Raw genomic sequence first — 15,950 nt, forward strand, 5'->3', positions numbered from 1 at the left:
AGGGAACACCATGCCAATCCGGGTAGGCGTCATTGGCGCTGGAATCATGGGTGCTGACCACATCAGAAACCTCTCAACCACCATCGGCGGAGCCGAAGTCACTTTTGTTGCAGACCTCGACGCCGGTCGCGCGGCTGCAGCTTCCCCCGCCTCAGCACGCATCACGACGGACCCGTCGGAACTGATCAACTCCAGTGAGGTGGACGCCGTCGTTGTTGCCTCACATGATTCCACGCACGCCGGTTTGGTCCTGGAATGCTTCGAGGCGATGACGCCGGTGCTGTGTGAAAAGCCGCTGGCACCCACGCTTCTGGAAAGCCTGGAAGTGGTGGCTGCCGACGCCGACATGGTTGCCGCCACAGGTACCTCACTCCTGTCCCTGGGCTTCATGCGCCGCTTTGATCCTGGCTACGTGGCTCTCCGAAGTGCTGTGGAAACAAGGTCCCAAGGGGAGCCCCTGATGGTCCATTGCGTCAGCCGGAATGCTGCGGCGGCTCCGGGCGCCACCTCCGAGTCAGCCATCACCAATTCGGCCATTCATGAGCTGGATATCATTCCATGGCTTTTGGGGTCCCCGGTTACCGAAGTGTCGTGGCAGGCAGGCAAGAGCACCCGAAATGGTGGAGACGGCTTGCAGGACCCATCGTTCATGACACTCCGTACCGCGGAAGGAACACTCACTACGCTGGAGCTCTACCTCAACGCCCGGTACGGCTACACCACGCGCTGTGAGGTGGTCTCCGAGCTGGGGACGACCAGTTTGCAGGAGCACACCCTTCTCAGCATCGAACAGGACGGGACCAGGCAACAGATCATCCCCCCTGACTGGCGCCCCCGCTTTGCCGATGCCTACCGCCTCCAGCTGCAGGCATGGATCTCAGCCTTGGCCCGTGGAGAACAGCCGCCCCTCGCCGGAGCGCAGGACGGACTGAATGCGGCCCTTATTGCCCAAGCCATGATCCAGTCCCTCCACAGCAATGGCGCGTCGACCAAAGTCAGCTACTCATGACCACGGCTTCACTTCCGCTGTCCCGTGTTCCGGACCCCAAAGATGCGCCGGCGCTTCGCTGGGGAATCATGGGGCCGGGGTGGATAGCTGAACGGTTCGCCCAATCGGTCCAGGCGCATACCGGGCAGGTGATCACCGCCGTCGGGTCCCGTTCGCTGAAGCGGTCCAAAGCGTTTGCGGAGAAGTTCAACCTTCCTGCCGCCTACGGCAATTATCAGGACCTTGTTGCAGCACCGGAGGTGGACATTGTGTATGTCTGCACACCACACACCGCCCATCACGCTTCCGCCCTGATGGCAATCGACGCCGGAAAGCATGTCCTGATCGAGAAACCTTTGGGCCTCAATGCCAGCCAGGCACGGGACATTGCCCTGAAGGCAGAGTCAGCGGGGGTATTTGCTGCCGAGGCCATGTGGACCTTTTTCCTGCCGAAGTTTGATGTGATCCGGCAAATCCTGCAAGCCGGCATGCTGGGAACCATCACCACTGTTGTTGCCGAATATGGCGAGCACTTTGACCCCTCCCATCGCATCTTCCGTCCCGAACTGGCCGGAGGGCCCCTGCTTGATCTCGGCACATACCCGCTGGCCCTCGTCACAGAGGTGCTGGGGAGTCCGCGGGAGTTGCACGCCCTCGGTCAGCCCCACAGGACAGGCGTAAACGCCCAGTTGTCGGCCATCATGACGTTCGACGGCGGTGCACAGGCGACCGTGAACACCCACCTGCACAACTTCACCCCGACAACCGCAACGATCGTTGGTACCGAAGCCACCCTGGTGATCGAAGGCCCGTTCAACATGCCGGGCGCATTCGAAGTCAGATTCCCTGACGGGTCCAAGCTCCCCTATGACGAAGCATCGGCCGGCCATTTCGAAGGCCTGCACTATGAGGCGGCAGCGGTAGCGCGCTCCATTTCCAGTGGCCACTTCCAAGCGAGCCAAAGAACGCTGGAAGCATCCATCCGAACTCTCGACGTCGCGGACGAAATCCGGCGCCAGCTGGGGATTGTGTTCCCGGGCGAGCACGATCAGTAAGCCACGGCTACCCCGAGCCACCACCCATAATTTTCTCCGGAAGGAACATCATGAAAGACATCACACTCGGCTTGGTCGGCGTGGGGCGCATTGGCGTCATGCATGCGAAGAACATCACCGCTTTGAATCCGGAACTGCATCGCCGGGGAGTAAACGTACGGCTACGCCTCACTGACGTCGCCGCTGACCATGCGAGGACGGTCGCGGAGGAACTTGGGGCAGAGTTCGTGGAGTCGGTGGCGGAACTGGTCGGCTCCGGGGTGGACGGCTTGGCCATAGCCACCGGAACGGGCACCCACCCCGAGCTCATTCGGGTTGGTGTGGACGCCGGGATTCCGGTCTTCTGCGAGAAGCCGGTGGCCATGAACGTTGGTGACGCGTTGCCGGTGCTCGAGTACATCAGGGCCAATAACGGCGTGGTGCAGATCGGTCATCAGCGTCGCTTCGATGCCGGCTACCTCGAAGCACGACGGGCGTATCAGGCCGGCGAGCTTGGTTGGATACATTCCCTGCGTGCCGTCACGTGCGATATGACGCCGCCGCCGGTGGAATTCCTCGCCTCATCCGGCGGCTTGTTCCGTGATTGCTCGGTCCATGACTTTGACATCCTCCGGTGGCTGACGGGGAGGGAAATCGTTGAGGTGTATTCGAAGGGCTCGAACAACGGGGACCCGGCCATTGGTGGAGTGGGAGATGTGGATACGGCCCTGGCCGTTGTAACTTTCGACGACGGCACTGTAGGAACGGTCTCGGCCAGCCGTTACAACGGGGCCGGGCACGATGTCCGGTTGGAGATCCAGGGTTCCAACAATTCGGTCATGGTGGGCCTGGACCCGAAGACCGCCATGGTTTCTGCTGAACCGGGCATCACCTTCCCGGATGGGCACCCGCACCAGATCTTCGCCGAGCGTTTTGAGGCGGCGTACCACTCCGAAATGGCGGCGTTCGTTGAGTTGATACTGGGGGAGCGGAAGAATCCCTGCACACCCGAAGACGCTGTAGCGGCATCGCGGGTAGCGGATGCAGCGCAGGAATCGCTGGTGACGGGAGCGCCGGTCAGAGTGGCGCTGGCAGTCAAGCTCTGACCAAAGAGAAGAGCCTCCGCCTGAATCTAAGGGATTCAGGCGGAGGCTTCTCTTTCTTGCAGGGCGGGACCGGGCCGGATCAGACGCCGAACGGCAGGCGCGGGTCGATGTCCTGGCCATCCCAGCTCTGCCGTACCCAGCCATGGTGCGGGTCATCGCTGATGAGCCACTCGCGGACAGGGCCCGGCCCGGCCATCACGTTGAGGTAGTACAGGTCATAGCCCGGGGCGGCCATGGCGGGGCCATGCCAGCCATAGGGGACCAGGACCACATCACCGGTGCGGACCTCCGCCGCGACGTCAATGGGACGATCGTCAGAGGCGTAGACCCGCTGGTAGCCAATGGCGTCGGCATCCGAAGGTGCCCCGGAGCCGGCGGCAACCTGCGTCTCGAAGTAATAGATTTCCTCGAGGTGGGTTTCGCCATCCTTTTCTTCATCGTGCTTGTGCGGGGGATAGGATGACCAGTTTCCAGCGGGGGTAATGACCTCGCAGACAATGAAACGGTCCGCTTCCAGTGCCGCAGGCGTGCCGAAATTGTGGACCTGCCGTGAGCAGTTGCCGGCCCCACGCAATTCGACCGGAGTCTCGGCGGCGGCAATAAGCCGTGTGGGGTACGAGGCCTGTGCCGGCGCAGTCGCCACGGCAACCCGGCCGCCGTCGACCGTTGTAATGGAAACGGCCTTGCCGGTGCCCGAGTACAGGACGTCGCTGGGGCCGCTGAAGACGGAGGGCCGTCCTGCGAGGGCGTGGTCGACGCCGTCCACGGTCACAGTGAAGGATCCGTTGAGGGGGACCACAATCCGTTCTTCATTGGCAGCTGGAAGCTCGACGGCGGAGCCCGCGGCCAGTGTGGCGACCTTCAGTCCTGTATGCGCCCAGCCGTCCACTGTTGTTGTGGAATCCGATGTTCCAAGGGAAATGTCCCAGTTGCCCTGGGCTGCAGTGCCCAGCGGGTAGACCCAATTGGTCATGGTAGGGGAGTCCTTTGCGGTTAGCGCTGTACGAGGGTCATTTCAAAGCTGTAGGAGTCGGCGCGGTAGACGTGATGGCCCGTCTCCACGCGCCGCCCCGTGTCATCCACTGCCGTACGTTCCATGGTCACCAGGGCGGAGTTGACGTCCGTATCCAGGAGGGGTGCCTGGTAGTCGTTGGCGATCATCGCGCCAATTCGCTGCGTCGCCAAGCGGAAGTTCACGCCGCCTCTGCGGAGAATCGCGTAAAGGCCTTCACTGGCCAACATGGCTTCATCCATGGCGGCAATGTCATCCCGCACCCAGTTCTCCATCAACGCCAGGGGCTTTCCGCCCACTTTGCGCAGGCGGGTGAAGTGGTAGACCTTTGAACCCGCCGGAAGTTGCAGCGTGGCCAAAGTGGGAGCGTCTGCCTCCATGTGGGAGAAGCTCAGAACTTCCGTGGTGGGCTTCTTGCCGTTGTTGGTGAGGTCATCGAACAAGCTGGACAGTTCCAGCGGCCGGCGTACCTGGCTGGAAACCACCTGGGTCCCCACGCCACGTTTACGGACCAGCAGGCCGGATCTGACCAACTCGTCCATGGCTTTGCGCATGGTTGGCCGGGACAGGTTCAGCTGCGCCGCGAGGTCGATCTCGTTGTCCAGCCGGCTCCCGGGCTCCAGGACACCGCTGTGGATGGCTGCCTCGATGCCCTGGACCACCTGGTGATAAAGGGGCACGGGGGAGGAGCGGTCGATGTTAAGACCAAGTTGATTCGCCACTGAATGTTCCCCACGTTCCAGGTTCCCGCCGCTGCGCCGGTGCCTGCGGCGTTCGCGGTATGTCACCCTTTGTTCTTTTGATAGGACATGCTGTTCTTTTTTCGATACTAGCAGGCGTGCGTGGAGGGTCAAGTAAGTTCGTCGCTCGGCCTGTGGACAAGGAAGAGCCGCCATGTCCTGACGTCAGCCCAGTAAACGGCATGCGGAACGAGCCGCTTCTTATGTTCATCATGCGCCCGTGAATTTGCCGTGCGGAACTTGATGTGCCAAACGTCAGGGAGGGCTTCAGGCCAGTGTGGCGTGGAAGGGGTGCTTTAGGGCGTTCTGCATGAGCCGGTGGGCTGCTTTAGGGCGTTCTGCACGAGCCGATGGGCGGTGAATGCCCGGTCTGCGGGGAGGGCCTCTTCCGCTTTACTTTACATAATGTAGATTATCGGCGTTATGGAAGAAGGTCCGGGAGGGGCGGCGGTTTCGCGTCAAAGTCCTTCGCGCCCCAAGCGTGCAGCCGCGTTCTTTTGGATCTCGGCGGCCTTTGCTGAGTAGTCGGCAATAACGCGCAGTTCCTGATCGCCGTAACCCTCAAGCAGGGCGGCCAGTCCGTTCATGAAGTCCAGGAAATATGGCGTCGCGGCTGTCACCTGGTCGCCGACCAGTTCTATCAGGACCTTCCGCTTGTCCTCGTCATGCCTGACCCGGCGGGCAATTCCCTTGCTTTCCAAGCGCTGCATCAGGCCGGTCACCGATGCCGGCGCCAGGCCCGAGTGCTGACCGAATTCGCCCGCCGTCATTGGCCCGAGCCGCAGCAGGATGTCAATGGCTTTGCCTTCGGTTGCGGATAATCCGCGAAGTTCGGAGAGCTTCGTGTGGAACATGACGGCCGCCGTCGAAAGCTCCCGCCCGGAGGCGTAAACCGCTTCGAGCAGGGCTTTTCGGGCATCCGGGTCGCTGTCTGACTGCATGCACCGAGGCTAGCAAGGTATTTCGCAATTCCGAAAGGATTGACGGCCTACGGTCACAGCGATATATTTCGTTCGACCGAACGAAATAACTTTGGAGGCCCTGATGTTCAATTGCATGGTTATAGGCGCCGGCATTGCCGGACTCTCAAGTGGCATAGCGCTGCACAAGGCCGGCCACCGGCCAGTCATCTTCGAAGCCTACGGAGTGCCCTCCGATGGCATCGGCGGCTTCCTGACGGTGGCCGTCAATGGTTTTGATGCCCTGGACACCCTTGGGCTCAAAGGCGCGGCGGGCCGGTTGGGTTTCAGCACTCCCCTGATGTCCATGTACTTGGGAAGCAGCGGCAAGCACCTTATCGACTTCGACTACGGCGGGTCCCTGCCTGACGGCACCACCGCCCGCACCATGACCCGCTCCGAGCTGTACGCGATGCTGCGGGAAGAAGCCGGCCGGCGGGGCATCGGCATTGTTTACGGCAAAAGGTTGACCGCAGTGGAGGAAACACCCGACGGCGTGAGCGCCGTTTTTCACGACGGAACCACTGCGCATGGAGACATCCTGGTTGGTGCCGATGGCCTTCACTCACGGGTCAGAACGCTGATTGACCCCGATTCGCCGGAACCAAGGAACATTCCGTTGCTCAACACGGGCGGAATACTCCCGGCAGGGGTTCTGCCGCCCGGGCTGCTGGACATCGAAGCCGGGCGAATGAAGATGGTCTTCGGCAAGCGCTGCTTCTATTGCTACATGCAGGATCCTGACGGCCGGATCTGGTGGTTTGCCAACCCCCTGCAACGGTCCTCTGAAGATCCCGCCACATTGGACGCGGGGGCCCGTAAGGCGTGGCTGACCAACCTCGTCGCCGGGGACCGCACCATCATGGCGGCCATCATTACCGCCACGGATGACATCATCAGGCCTTACACCACTTCGGACTTTCCAAGTATTCCCCGCTGGCAGCGCGACAGGCTTGTCCTGGTGGGCGATGCCGCCCACGCAGCTTCGCCGTCGTCGGGGCAGGGAGCTTCGATGGCCATCGAAGACGCAGTCACCCTGGGCCGTTCCCTTCAAGGCCAGGAGCAGGGTTCACTCCCGGAGGCGCTGGCTCGATATGAGAACGAGCGCCGGTCGCGGGCGGAATCGGTAGTGGAATGGGGACGCCGAAATGCGGCGCCGAAAATCCGAGGCCAGTTCAAGCGCGTCTTCGAGGACCTGGTCCTTCCGGCGGTCTTCCGGGGAATTGCCCGCAGATCGGAGGACACCTTCGATTGGGTGTATCGCCATCACATCCAATGGGACACCGCGACGTCGGACATCGCCTGAGCGGAAAGGGGTCAGCAAATGCGGGCGCGGCTGCACTTCGGGCCGGGACGGACCGGGCCGGCCCGAAGCGCTTGGAGTTCTCAGGCGCCCACGTAAGCGGCCAAGTGCTTGCCCGTCAGGGTCGACTTCCCAGCCACAAGCTCTGCCGGTGTTCCAGCGAAGACGATGTTGCCGCCGTCGTGACCTGCACCTGGCCCGAGGTCGATAATCCAGTCAGCGTGAGCCATGACGGCTTGGTGGTGCTCGATCACGATGACGGACTTGCCAGATTCGACCAGACGATCCAGCATTCCGAGGAGGTTCTGGACGTCAGCCAGGTGCAAGCCGGTAGTTGGCTCATCCAGGATGTAGATATCGCCCTTCTCGGACATTTGCGTGGCCAGCTTCAGCCGTTGCCGCTCACCGCCGGACAGGGTGGTCAACGGTTGCCCCAGCGTGAGGTAGCCGAGGCCAACATCTGCCAAGCGGACCAGCACTTTGTGCGCCGCCGGAGTTTTGGCTTCCCCCTCGCTGAAGAAGGCTCCTGCTTCATTCACGGACATTGCAAGCACTTCTGCAATATTGCGATCCCCCAGCTTATATTCGAGAACCGAGGCCTGGAAGCGCCTTCCCTCGCACTCTTCACAGGGCGACTCCACAGTGGCCATCACGCCCAGATCCGTGTAGATCACCCCGGCGCCGTTACAGGTGGGGCAGGCGCCTTCGGAGTTGGAACTGAACAACGCCGGCTTCACGCCGTTGGCCTTGGCGAACGCCTTCCGGATTGGTTCCAGCAGTCCTGTGTAGGTGGCGGGGTTGCTTCTGCGCGACCCACGAATGGCGCCCTGGTCTATCACCAAAACGCCCTCGCGCGTCGCCACAGAGCCGTGGATCAGGGAACTCTTGCCGGAACCGGCCACACCGGTCAGGACACAAAGAACGCCGAGGGGAATGTCTACGTCGACGTTTTTGAGGTTGTTGGTGGAGGCTCCCCGAATCTCCAAGTGGGTGGATGAAGTGCGAACTTTCTCTTTGATGGAGGCACGGTCATCGAGGTGGCGTCCGGTGATGGTCGCACTCCCCCGCAGTCCGTCCAGATCTCCCTCGTAGCAGACGGAGCCGCCGCCGGTTCCTGCGCCGGGCCCAAGATCAACCACGTGATCGGCGATCGCAATTGTTTCCGGTTTGTGTTCCACCACCAGGACCGTGTTGCCCTTGTCCCGCAATTGCAGCAACAGCTGGTTCATCCTTTCGATGTCGTGCGGATGGAGTCCAATGGTGGGTTCATCAAAAACGTAGGTTACGTCGGTGAGGGATGATCCAAGGTGCCGGATCATCTTGGTCCGTTGCGCCTCTCCCCCGGACAAGGTGCCGGCGGGACGGTCGAGGGAGAGATACCCCAGGCCGATCTCCTTGAAGGAATCCAGGAGGTGCTGGAGGCCCTTCAGGAGCGGTGCCACCGAGGGCTCATGGAGTTCGCGGATCCAGTCGGCGAGGTCGCTGATCTGCATGGTGCAGACATCTGCGATGCTCTTGCCCTTGATCCTGGACGAGCGTGCCTCGGGGCTCAACCGCGTCCCCTCGCACTCAGGGCACGTGGTGAAGGTGATGGCACGCTCAACGAACGCCCGGATGTGCGGCTGTAAAGCGTCCACATCCTTGCTGAGCATCGACTTCTGGATCTTGGGAATCACGCCTTCGTAGGTGAGGTTGATGCCTTCCACCTTGATTTTGGTGGGTTCGCGGTACAGGAGGTCGTGGAGCTCCTTCTTGGTGAACTTGGCGATGGGTTTATCCATGTTGAAGAAACCGGAACCGCTGAAGATCCGTCCGTACCAACCATCCATGGTGTAGCCGGGAATGGTGAGCGCACCCTCGCTAAGGGACTTGGTGCCGTCATAGAGTGCCGTCAGGTCGAAGTCGTTGACGGAGCCCATCCCTTCACACCGTGAGCACATACCGCCCAAGCGGCTGAAGGTGGCTTTTTCCGTCTTCGTTTTGCCCTCGCCCCGCTCAACGGTGATGGCACCACTGGCCTTCACCGTGGGGACGTTGAAGGAGTAGGCGTTGGGTGAGCCGATGTGTGGCTGGGCCAGGCGGCTGAAGAGGATCCGCAGCATGGCGTTGGCGTCCGTGGCGGTGCCCACGGTTGACCGCGGATTCGAGCCCATGCGTTCCTGGTCAACGATGATCGCCGTCGTCAGGCCTTCGAGCATATCCACGTCCGGGCGGGCCAGCGAGGGCATGAATCCCTGCACGAATGCGCTGTAGGTCTCGTTGATCATGCGCTGCGACTCTGCGGCGATGGTTGCAAAAACCAGCGAACTCTTTCCCGAACCGGAGACACCCGTGAACACCGTGAGCCGGCGCTTGGGAATCTCAATGCTGACGTCCTTCAGGTTGTTCTCGCGCGCACCCTGGACCCTGATGAGATCGTGGGTGTCAGCGACATGCGACGCGGGAGAATCCGTGTCAGTGCTCGCAGCAATAGTCATCATTTCTCCATCTGTGGGGCGGCGCTGCCCAACAGTCCCCCGTCGGCGTCGCCTGGCTATCCGTGACCAACCTCGGTCAGTTAGTTCGATTCTGCCATTGTCTTCCACCGTTTACTCGCTAAGAATGAAGCATGCCGGTATACGTGAGGTCCCTTGAAACCGCAGTTCCGCCAACCATCCTCGTCCAGCAGCAGGCCCGTGAAGTCTTCGCTTCCCAACCGGGCCTGACACGGCTGGGAACGCGCCTTGTCAGCACGTGCTTTGACTCAGCAGCCATCGATACCCGTTACACGGCGGTTGCCGAACTCAGCCTTGATGCCCATTCGGAGAATCCGCAGTTCTTCGACCCCGCGACCAACAGGGTCCTCAGCCCGAGCACCAAGGTACGCAACGAAATCTTCGCAACCGAAGCAACCAAGTTGTTCGTGGAGGCAGGAAAGACGGCAGTAGCCCAGGCTTCGGGTATTGACCTCGATGACATCACCCACGTCATCACCGTCTCGTGTACAGGGTTTTTCAACCCCGGACCCGACTACAAGGTTGTCAGGGCGTTGGGCTTGAACCCGGCGGTTCAGCGCTACCACCTCGGTTTCATGGGCTGTTACGCAGCATTCCCCGCCCTCAAAGCCGCCAAACAGTTCTGTGTTGCTGATCCCGAGGCCGTGGTCCTGGTGATCTGCGTGGAACTCTGTTCCCTCCATGTACGCACCTCAAACGATCCCGACACCATCATGGGATCAGCCATCTTCGGTGATGGCGCGGCAGCGGCCATCGTGACGGCGAAAGAACCGGAAGGACCCGAACCGGTCATCAGGCTGGACCACTTCGAGACCGTACTCACACCCGTAGGTGAGGAAGCCATGGCGTGGAACATCGGCGATGAAGGATTCGAAATGGTGTTGGGCTCCTATGTCCCGCACATTATCGAGGAACACATCACCGGTGCCCTGGAACCGCTCCTCGCCAAGGAACCGGAGTTGGCCGGGCTGCCGTACCGTGACATTACCCATTGGGCCATCCATCCGGGCGGCCGCAGCATCCTGGACAAGGTGGAGTCCAAACTGGAACTGACCCAGGAGCAGTTGGTCCCGGCCCGGGAAATACTGCGTGAGTACGGGAACATGAGCAGCGCCACGGTGCTCTTTGTCCTGAAGTACATGCTGGGCGTTCCCGCCAGCGAACGTGAGGAGCGGATCTGTTCCATGGCGTTCGGTCCGGGTCTGACGGTGGAGACGGGCCTCTTTACCCTTCTCTCCCCCGATCTGTGAGTCCTTGGGGGTCCCTTCGAGAGCGGGACCTGTATGCGGTTGAGGAGATGGACAAGACTGACTGCGACCCCCAACGGCTCACCCGGACCTATGCCAGGTTTCCGGTGGTCAACAGGCTGCTTTCCGGTTGGCGCCGAACCTACGTCCGCAGAATCCGGCCTGTGTTGGCGGCGCAGGGGTCGGCGTCCCTCCTGGATATTGGTTGCGGCAGTGGTGACGTTGCGCGCAGCCTCGCACACTGGGCCCGGAAAGACGGTTTCCTCCTCACTGTGACAGCGATCGATCCTGATGCCAGGGCCTTCGCCTTTGCCACCGGAACCGGCTCGGCCCAGGGTGTCACCTACCGTCAGGCCCACAGTTCCGAATTGGTGGCCGAGGGCAAGGTCTTTGACTTCGTCATCTCCAACCACATCCTCCACCACCTCGATTCCGGGCAACTCGCCGGTGTCCTGAGCGATTCCGAAGCCCTCAGCCGAGGCCTGGTGCTCCATAACGATCTCAAACGAAGCAACCTCTCCTACGTACTGTTCATGATCGGCTTCTGGCCCTTGGGACCAGGCTCCTACATTTGGGGCGACGGCTTGGTGTCCATCAAACGCAGTTACACAGCCCAGGAGCTGGAATCCACCGTTCCGGAGACCTGGAGCGTCGAGGCAAACGGTCCTTGGCACCACCTGCTGGTCCATGGGCCGGAGCGGCCTTGAGCCAGAGGGGGAAGATGTTTGACGTCGTGATCGTCGGTGCCGGTCCGGTGGGCCTGTTCATGGGGGCACTGTTGTTGCAGCGGGGTCACCGGGTGCGGATCCTGGAACGGAGGACCAGCCGCAGCGGGAGTTCGCGCGCCATCGGCATCCACCCTCCGGCGTTGGCGGAACTGGCCCGCGCGGGGGTTGCCGGGGAGCTGATTGCCGCCGGAGTCCATATCCGGAGAGGCGTTGCCTACAGCCGGCGTCGCATGGTGGCCCAGCTGGCGTTCGACGGCGATCCCGCCTTCCCCTTCATCCTCGCGGTACCGCAGGCGGTGACCGAGAGGGTCCTGGAGGAGGCAGTTCTTGAACTGGACGCCGAGGCAATTGTCCGGGGAGCGGACGTCCAGGAAGTAGTGGACGACTTCAGGTCGGTTCGGGTCGCAGCGGATTCCGCCGCTGGTGCCCTGGAGTTCCGCGCCCGCCTGGTGGTGGCCGCTGATGGAGCCCATTCAGCGGTCCGCCAACGGATCCTTCCACACCTGCCTGCACGGAGCTATCCGGATAGCTACATCATGGGAGATTTCGCTGATGCCACCGGTCACGGTACCGACGCTGTCCTGTACCTGGAGCCCGCCGGGATTGTTGAATCCTTTCCGCTGCCGGGCGGTGTGCGCAGATGGGTGGTCAGGTTGGGGTCACCGGACCAAGGCACGACGGCGGCCGGGCTGGCTGCGCTGATCGGCGCCAGAACCGGCGAGTTCCCGGATGCGGGCAGCAACACCATGGTGAGCGCCTTCGAGGTCCGGTCGCGCCTGGCAGAACGAATGGTGCACGGCCGGGTGGTTTTGCTCGGCGACGCAGCCCACGAAATCAGCCCGATCGGGGGCCAGGGCATGAACCTTGGCTGGTTGGATGCTGCAGCATTGGCGCCCATCATGGATGCATCATTCGGTGGTTCGGACGTGGGCCGGTTGCTTCAGGTCTTTGAAAAATCCCGCAGGAAATCGGCCCGGCGTGCATCGCGTCAGGCTGGACTGAACATGGCTTTGGGCAGGCCGTTGGCGCCGGCTGCCATGGAAGCCCGGAACAAACTCTTTGCCCAAGTGCTTGGGCTTCCGGCAGTCGCCGGGCTGGTGGAACGGCGCTTCACCATGCGCTAGCTATTCCGGCGTCGTGTAATAGCAGTCGTACGTATCCTGGCTGACGATCAGGCCGTCCCGGAGCTCAAAAACGGCTGTACTCCTGGCCCGGATGGTGTCGCCGCGGTCCCAGTGCGGAAGATCGAGCAACAGCGTGGCCGACCAGTTCATTTCAAGGACAACCCGGGTGCCCTGGGCGGTGGTTCTCACCACTTCGAATCGCTGATCGGCAACAATGTCCTTGCTGTGGTCGGCGCCGGCCAAAGTTTCCTGCAGGTTCCTGGTGGAGCCGGTTTTGGACAGGGCATGGGGCCACTCAGTCAGCTGGAAGTCCGGGGCAAGGAAGGGCCGCAGCTCAGCAGCTCCGCCGCCGGCTTCAACAGTCCGGACGAATCCGAGCACACGGTCCAATGAAGATGAATCGCTCATTCGTAGAGCCTAGCCCAACTCAACGGCGACCCTTGGGGATAGGCTCTTGCCATGAACCATCAACCCCATCCTGAGGCCGTGGGCCCGGCTACGGACTTCAACTCCACGCAGATCAGGGACGCCGTCCGCAGGTTGCTTGATGCTGATGGACTCCCCCCGATTGTCCAGGCCGGACACCCCGTGCTGCGACAGTTGGCGGCGCCCTATGACGGCCAATTGGACGACGTTGAACTCGCAGCCCTGGTGGACCGCATGCGTGAGGTCATGCACGATGCGCCCGGTGTCGGCTTGGCTGCCCCGCAGCTGGGCATCCCCCTGCAACTCGCGGTGCTGGAGGATCAGTATGATCTTGACCCGGTTTCGGCCGCTGTCCGGCACCGGGAACATTTGGAGTTTCTTGCCATTGTGAACCCGCAGTACTTGCCGTTGGGCTCGGAGACGGCCTCCTTCTATGAGGGCTGCCTCTCCGTCAACGGCTACCAGGCGGTGGTGACCCGGCACCGGAATGTGGAGCTGAGATACCTCACACCCGCGGGTGTGCGCGTGGAGGAATGGTTCTCCGGCTGGCAGGCGCGCATTGTCCAGCACGAGACGGACCACCTCCATGGAACGCTGTACCTGGACCGCGCCGAAATCAGGTCCCTTTCCAGCAATGCGGAGCATTCTGCCCGTTGGGCCGCTCCGGACATTGATGATGCCCGCCGGAACCTGGGCTTCCTGCGCTGAAAGGATCAACCAACGCAGCGTGCCGCCGCCAGGTCAGCCCTCCACTTGGTTTGACGCGGTAGGCAGGTGCTGTGCCCACCAGCGAAGGATGTGCTCAAAGCGCTGCTTCCGGTGGTGTGGTGTCCCTGACCTGGACAATTCGTGGTCCTCGCCCGGAAACACCAACAACGCGGTATCCACCCCTCGGGCCTTGAGTTCGGAGTAGTAGCGCTGCCCTTGTTCGATGGGGCACCGGAGGTCGTCTTCGCTGTGCACTACCAGGGTTGGAGTCTGGACGGAACCCACCACTGCCATGGGGCTCTGGGCAGTCATCTGTTCAAGGGTTCCACCGGTGTATTCGCCCCCGAAGAACCAGCCAATATCGGAAGAACCCGTGAAGCTGACCGGGTCCAGGAAGCCGCGTTCGACGATCGCTGCTTTGAATCGGTGATCGTGGGCGATCGTCCAGGCAGTCAGGTAGCCACCATAGGAGCCGCCCATGATGCCTACCCGGTCCTTGTCCAGGGCCTTGTGGGCGGCTATGGCTGCATCCAGGTATGCAAGCACATCCTGCATGTCCAGCGTGCCCATTCGCTCCTTGATGGCACGGCCATGTGTTTGGCCGTAACCGGCCGATCCGCGGGGGTTGCACATCACTACTGCGTATCCTGCGGCAGCGTAGACCTGTGCTTCGTCGAAGAAGGCTCCGGTGTACTGGGCGAAAGGGCCGCCGTGGATCGTGAGCAGTACTGGATGGGGTCCGGGACCATCAGGGAGGACGAGCCAGCCATGGACGGGATGCCCATCGGAGGATTCGGCCTCGAAGTCCAAGGGCTCGCTGACCCGGGAATTGTTCCTGAGGCCGGCTGAGAAATCTGTCAGCAAACGCAGTTCCCCGCGTTCGAGGGAAGCGACATCGCCCACGGAAGAGGCATCGGCAAGGCTCACCGCGATCTCTCCGTTGGCAGCTACCGTTGCGCCTATGACCACCCTTGCGCCATGGACCAAGGGGGTGATCTCGCCCACCGCGTTGACATCAAGCAGTTCAACGCTGCCCAGGGCCGTGTTCAGGACAAGGACGCTGGAAGGGCCGCTGGGTTCCAACGGTCCGGAAACGTCCAAATGTTCGACGTCGGTCAGGGCCGTTGCTTCTCCCCCGCCGGTTGGCATGGCATAAAGGACGCCGTTCCGGGCAACGAAGTCCCTGCCCGTAGTCCCGAGGTCCTGGGCTGTATAGAACAACCAACCACCATCCAGGGAGGCGCGGACGCCGGTGACCGTTTGTAGTTTGCCGTGGGAAGGCTCGACGACGGACGGCTCGCCACCGGCGGCATCCACCCTGTAAACCGAGGTGACCAGATCGTCGTCGTGCCCTTCATGCAGGGCCGCCACGAAGAAAAGGTGCGACCCGTCGGCAGAAAAACACGGGGACTCGTGGTCTGCGCCGCCAAAGGTCAGTTGCGTCGCCGCGGGAATACCCGGGGCGGCAGATTTTGGCTGTTCGTGGGCAGCCCGCCCACGGGGTGCCACTGCAGGCTCACCGCCCAACTCGGGAACCTCAACCACGAACACCTGCTGGGGCTGGTCGGCGGTGTATCCAACACCGTTCATCCGGTACTGGTTCGCCGTGATCAGGCGGGCGTCCTCGCCGGCTGCGCCCACACCGTCCACCGTTCCGTACCGCCCTTGTTCCGGGACGCGGGCCAAGAATGCAATCCGATGGGAGTCCGGCGCCCAGATGAAGCCGGCAACCCCTGAGTGTTGGGCAGTAATCCGTTGCGGTTCGCCGCCGGCGGCCTCCACAACGAACAACTGGGGTTTGCCGTCGGGATCACTTCGGAGAAACGCAAGGACCAGTCCGTCGGGTGAGAAAGCAGGGGAACTGTCCCTGAAGCCGCGGGTAATGCGACGCGGGTGCTTGGTGGTGTCCAGGGGCACTGTCCACAGCTGGCCGACGTAGCTGTCGGCGTCAAAATCCGGCCTGGTGACTGATACCACCGCCTTGGTCCCATCAGGGTGGATGGCCGGGGCGGACACTGAGTTCAGCAGGGGCAGTTGCTCGGGTTTCACGAGGGTGAGCCTAGCCCGGGACCCCGGTGGG

Annotated in this window: 14 protein-coding genes; 8 read left to right on the top strand and 6 right to left on the bottom strand. The window is 62.1% G+C overall.

The features are described from left to right. Positions 1 to 10 precede the first annotated feature (10 nt). The 3 genes from AC6JA3_RS10240 to AC6JA3_RS10250 are packed head-to-tail and all read left to right on the top strand — an operon-like array spanning position 11 to position 3,128. On the top strand, positions 11 to 1,009 hold the full coding sequence (locus tag AC6JA3_RS10240; protein WP_026540731.1) for a Gfo/Idh/MocA family oxidoreductase: 999 nt from the start codon (positions 11 to 13) through the stop codon (positions 1,007 to 1,009). Then, positions 1,006 to 2,043: a Gfo/Idh/MocA family protein gene (locus tag AC6JA3_RS10245; RefSeq protein ID WP_347783355.1), complete on the top strand. Its 1,038-nt coding sequence runs from the start codon at positions 1,006 to 1,008 to the stop codon at positions 2,041 to 2,043. The genes AC6JA3_RS10240 and AC6JA3_RS10245 overlap by 4 nt, the downstream gene beginning before the upstream one ends. A gap of 50 nt (positions 2,044 to 2,093) precedes the next feature. After that, positions 2,094 to 3,128, top strand: coding sequence for a Gfo/Idh/MocA family oxidoreductase (locus AC6JA3_RS10250; protein WP_347783356.1), 1,035 nt, complete (start codon positions 2,094 to 2,096; stop codon positions 3,126 to 3,128). Between the two features lie 79 nt (positions 3,129 to 3,207). On the opposite strand, the gene iolB is transcribed toward AC6JA3_RS10250, so the two are convergent. The 3 genes from iolB to AC6JA3_RS10265 form a co-directional block, all read right to left on the bottom strand. Continuing rightward, positions 3,208 to 4,101: a 5-deoxy-glucuronate isomerase gene (iolB, locus tag AC6JA3_RS10255; protein WP_026540728.1), complete on the bottom strand. Its 894-nt coding sequence runs from the start codon at positions 4,099 to 4,101 to the stop codon at positions 3,208 to 3,210. Positions 4,102 to 4,121: 20 nt separating this feature from the next. Further along, positions 4,122 to 4,862 carry a GntR family transcriptional regulator gene (locus AC6JA3_RS10260; RefSeq protein WP_026540727.1) on the bottom strand — a complete coding sequence of 247 codons (741 nt, stop codon included), beginning with the start codon at positions 4,860 to 4,862 and terminating at the stop codon, positions 4,122 to 4,124. 476 nt (positions 4,863 to 5,338) lie between these two features. Beyond that, positions 5,339 to 5,821, bottom strand: a complete 483-nt coding sequence (locus tag AC6JA3_RS10265; protein WP_026540726.1) for a MarR family transcriptional regulator — start codon at positions 5,819 to 5,821, stop codon at positions 5,339 to 5,341. A gap of 103 nt (positions 5,822 to 5,924) precedes the next feature. Between AC6JA3_RS10265 and AC6JA3_RS10270 the strand changes: the two genes are divergently transcribed. Beyond that, complete coding sequence (locus AC6JA3_RS10270; RefSeq protein WP_347783357.1) at positions 5,925 to 7,145, top strand: FAD-dependent oxidoreductase; 1,221 nt, start codon at positions 5,925 to 5,927, stop codon at positions 7,143 to 7,145. A gap of 80 nt (positions 7,146 to 7,225) precedes the next feature. On the opposite strand, the gene AC6JA3_RS10275 is transcribed toward AC6JA3_RS10270, so the two are convergent. Further along, positions 7,226 to 9,619 carry an ATP-binding cassette domain-containing protein gene (locus AC6JA3_RS10275; protein WP_347783358.1) on the bottom strand — a complete coding sequence of 798 codons (2,394 nt, stop codon included), beginning with the start codon at positions 9,617 to 9,619 and terminating at the stop codon, positions 7,226 to 7,228. 131 nt (positions 9,620 to 9,750) lie between these two features. On the opposite strand from AC6JA3_RS10275, the gene AC6JA3_RS10280 reads away from it, so the two are divergent. From AC6JA3_RS10280 to AC6JA3_RS10290, 3 genes are read left to right on the top strand one after another with little or no spacing between them, the layout of a single operon-like run. After that, the gene (locus tag AC6JA3_RS10280; RefSeq protein ID WP_026540723.1) at positions 9,751 to 10,887 is read left to right on the top strand and encodes a type III polyketide synthase; all 1,137 of its coding nucleotides are present in this window, start codon (positions 9,751 to 9,753) and stop codon (positions 10,885 to 10,887) included. Further along, complete coding sequence (locus AC6JA3_RS10285; protein WP_026540722.1) at positions 10,884 to 11,591, top strand: class I SAM-dependent methyltransferase; 708 nt, start codon at positions 10,884 to 10,886, stop codon at positions 11,589 to 11,591. Before AC6JA3_RS10280 ends, AC6JA3_RS10285 begins: the two co-directional genes overlap by 4 nt. A gap of 14 nt (positions 11,592 to 11,605) precedes the next feature. Beyond that, entirely contained in the window at positions 11,606 to 12,736 is a 1,131-nt protein-coding gene (locus tag AC6JA3_RS10290) for an FAD-dependent oxidoreductase (protein ID WP_347783359.1), read from the top strand. Here the strand turns inward: AC6JA3_RS10290 and AC6JA3_RS10295 are convergent, their stop codons facing one another. Continuing rightward, on the bottom strand, positions 12,737 to 13,144 hold the full coding sequence (locus AC6JA3_RS10295; RefSeq protein ID WP_026540720.1) for a nuclear transport factor 2 family protein: 408 nt from the start codon (positions 13,142 to 13,144) through the stop codon (positions 12,737 to 12,739). A gap of 51 nt (positions 13,145 to 13,195) precedes the next feature. Between AC6JA3_RS10295 and AC6JA3_RS10300 the strand changes: the two genes are divergently transcribed. After that, positions 13,196 to 13,870 (top strand): peptide deformylase, encoded by a 675-nt coding sequence (locus AC6JA3_RS10300; RefSeq protein WP_091551849.1) that lies wholly within the window; start codon positions 13,196 to 13,198, stop codon positions 13,868 to 13,870. A gap of 33 nt (positions 13,871 to 13,903) precedes the next feature. Here AC6JA3_RS10300 and AC6JA3_RS10305 read toward each other — a convergent pair whose 3' ends face one another. Then, on the bottom strand, positions 13,904 to 15,919 hold the full coding sequence (locus AC6JA3_RS10305; RefSeq protein ID WP_347783360.1) for a S9 family peptidase: 2,016 nt from the start codon (positions 15,917 to 15,919) through the stop codon (positions 13,904 to 13,906). Positions 15,920 to 15,950 lie beyond the last annotated feature (31 nt).

Source organism: Arthrobacter sp. TmtSoilC79 (assembly GCF_059739405.1).

Excerpts from the sequence above, each read along its gene's own strand:
- AC6JA3_RS10240 (WP_026540731.1), top strand. The coding sequence starts at position 11 with ATGCCAATCCGGGTAGGCGTCATTGGCGCTGGAATCATGGGTGCTGAC.
- AC6JA3_RS10245 (WP_347783355.1), top strand. The coding sequence starts at position 1,006 with ATGACCACGGCTTCACTTCCGCTGTCCCGTGTTCCGGACCCCAAAGAT.
- AC6JA3_RS10250 (WP_347783356.1), top strand. The coding sequence starts at position 2,094 with ATGAAAGACATCACACTCGGCTTGGTCGGCGTGGGGCGCATTGGCGTC.
- iolB (WP_026540728.1), bottom strand. The coding sequence starts at position 4,101 with ATGACCAATTGGGTCTACCCGCTGGGCACTGCAGCCCAGGGCAACTGG.
- AC6JA3_RS10265 (WP_026540726.1), bottom strand. The coding sequence starts at position 5,821 with ATGCAGTCAGACAGCGACCCGGATGCCCGAAAAGCCCTGCTCGAAGCG.
- AC6JA3_RS10270 (WP_347783357.1), top strand. The coding sequence starts at position 5,925 with ATGTTCAATTGCATGGTTATAGGCGCCGGCATTGCCGGACTCTCAAGT.
- AC6JA3_RS10275 (WP_347783358.1), bottom strand. The coding sequence starts at position 9,619 with ATGACTATTGCTGCGAGCACTGACACGGATTCTCCCGCGTCGCATGTC.
- AC6JA3_RS10280 (WP_026540723.1), top strand. The coding sequence starts at position 9,751 with ATGCCGGTATACGTGAGGTCCCTTGAAACCGCAGTTCCGCCAACCATC.
- AC6JA3_RS10290 (WP_347783359.1), top strand. The coding sequence starts at position 11,606 with ATGTTTGACGTCGTGATCGTCGGTGCCGGTCCGGTGGGCCTGTTCATG.
- AC6JA3_RS10295 (WP_026540720.1), bottom strand. The coding sequence starts at position 13,144 with ATGAGCGATTCATCTTCATTGGACCGTGTGCTCGGATTCGTCCGGACT.
- AC6JA3_RS10300 (WP_091551849.1), top strand. The coding sequence starts at position 13,196 with ATGAACCATCAACCCCATCCTGAGGCCGTGGGCCCGGCTACGGACTTC.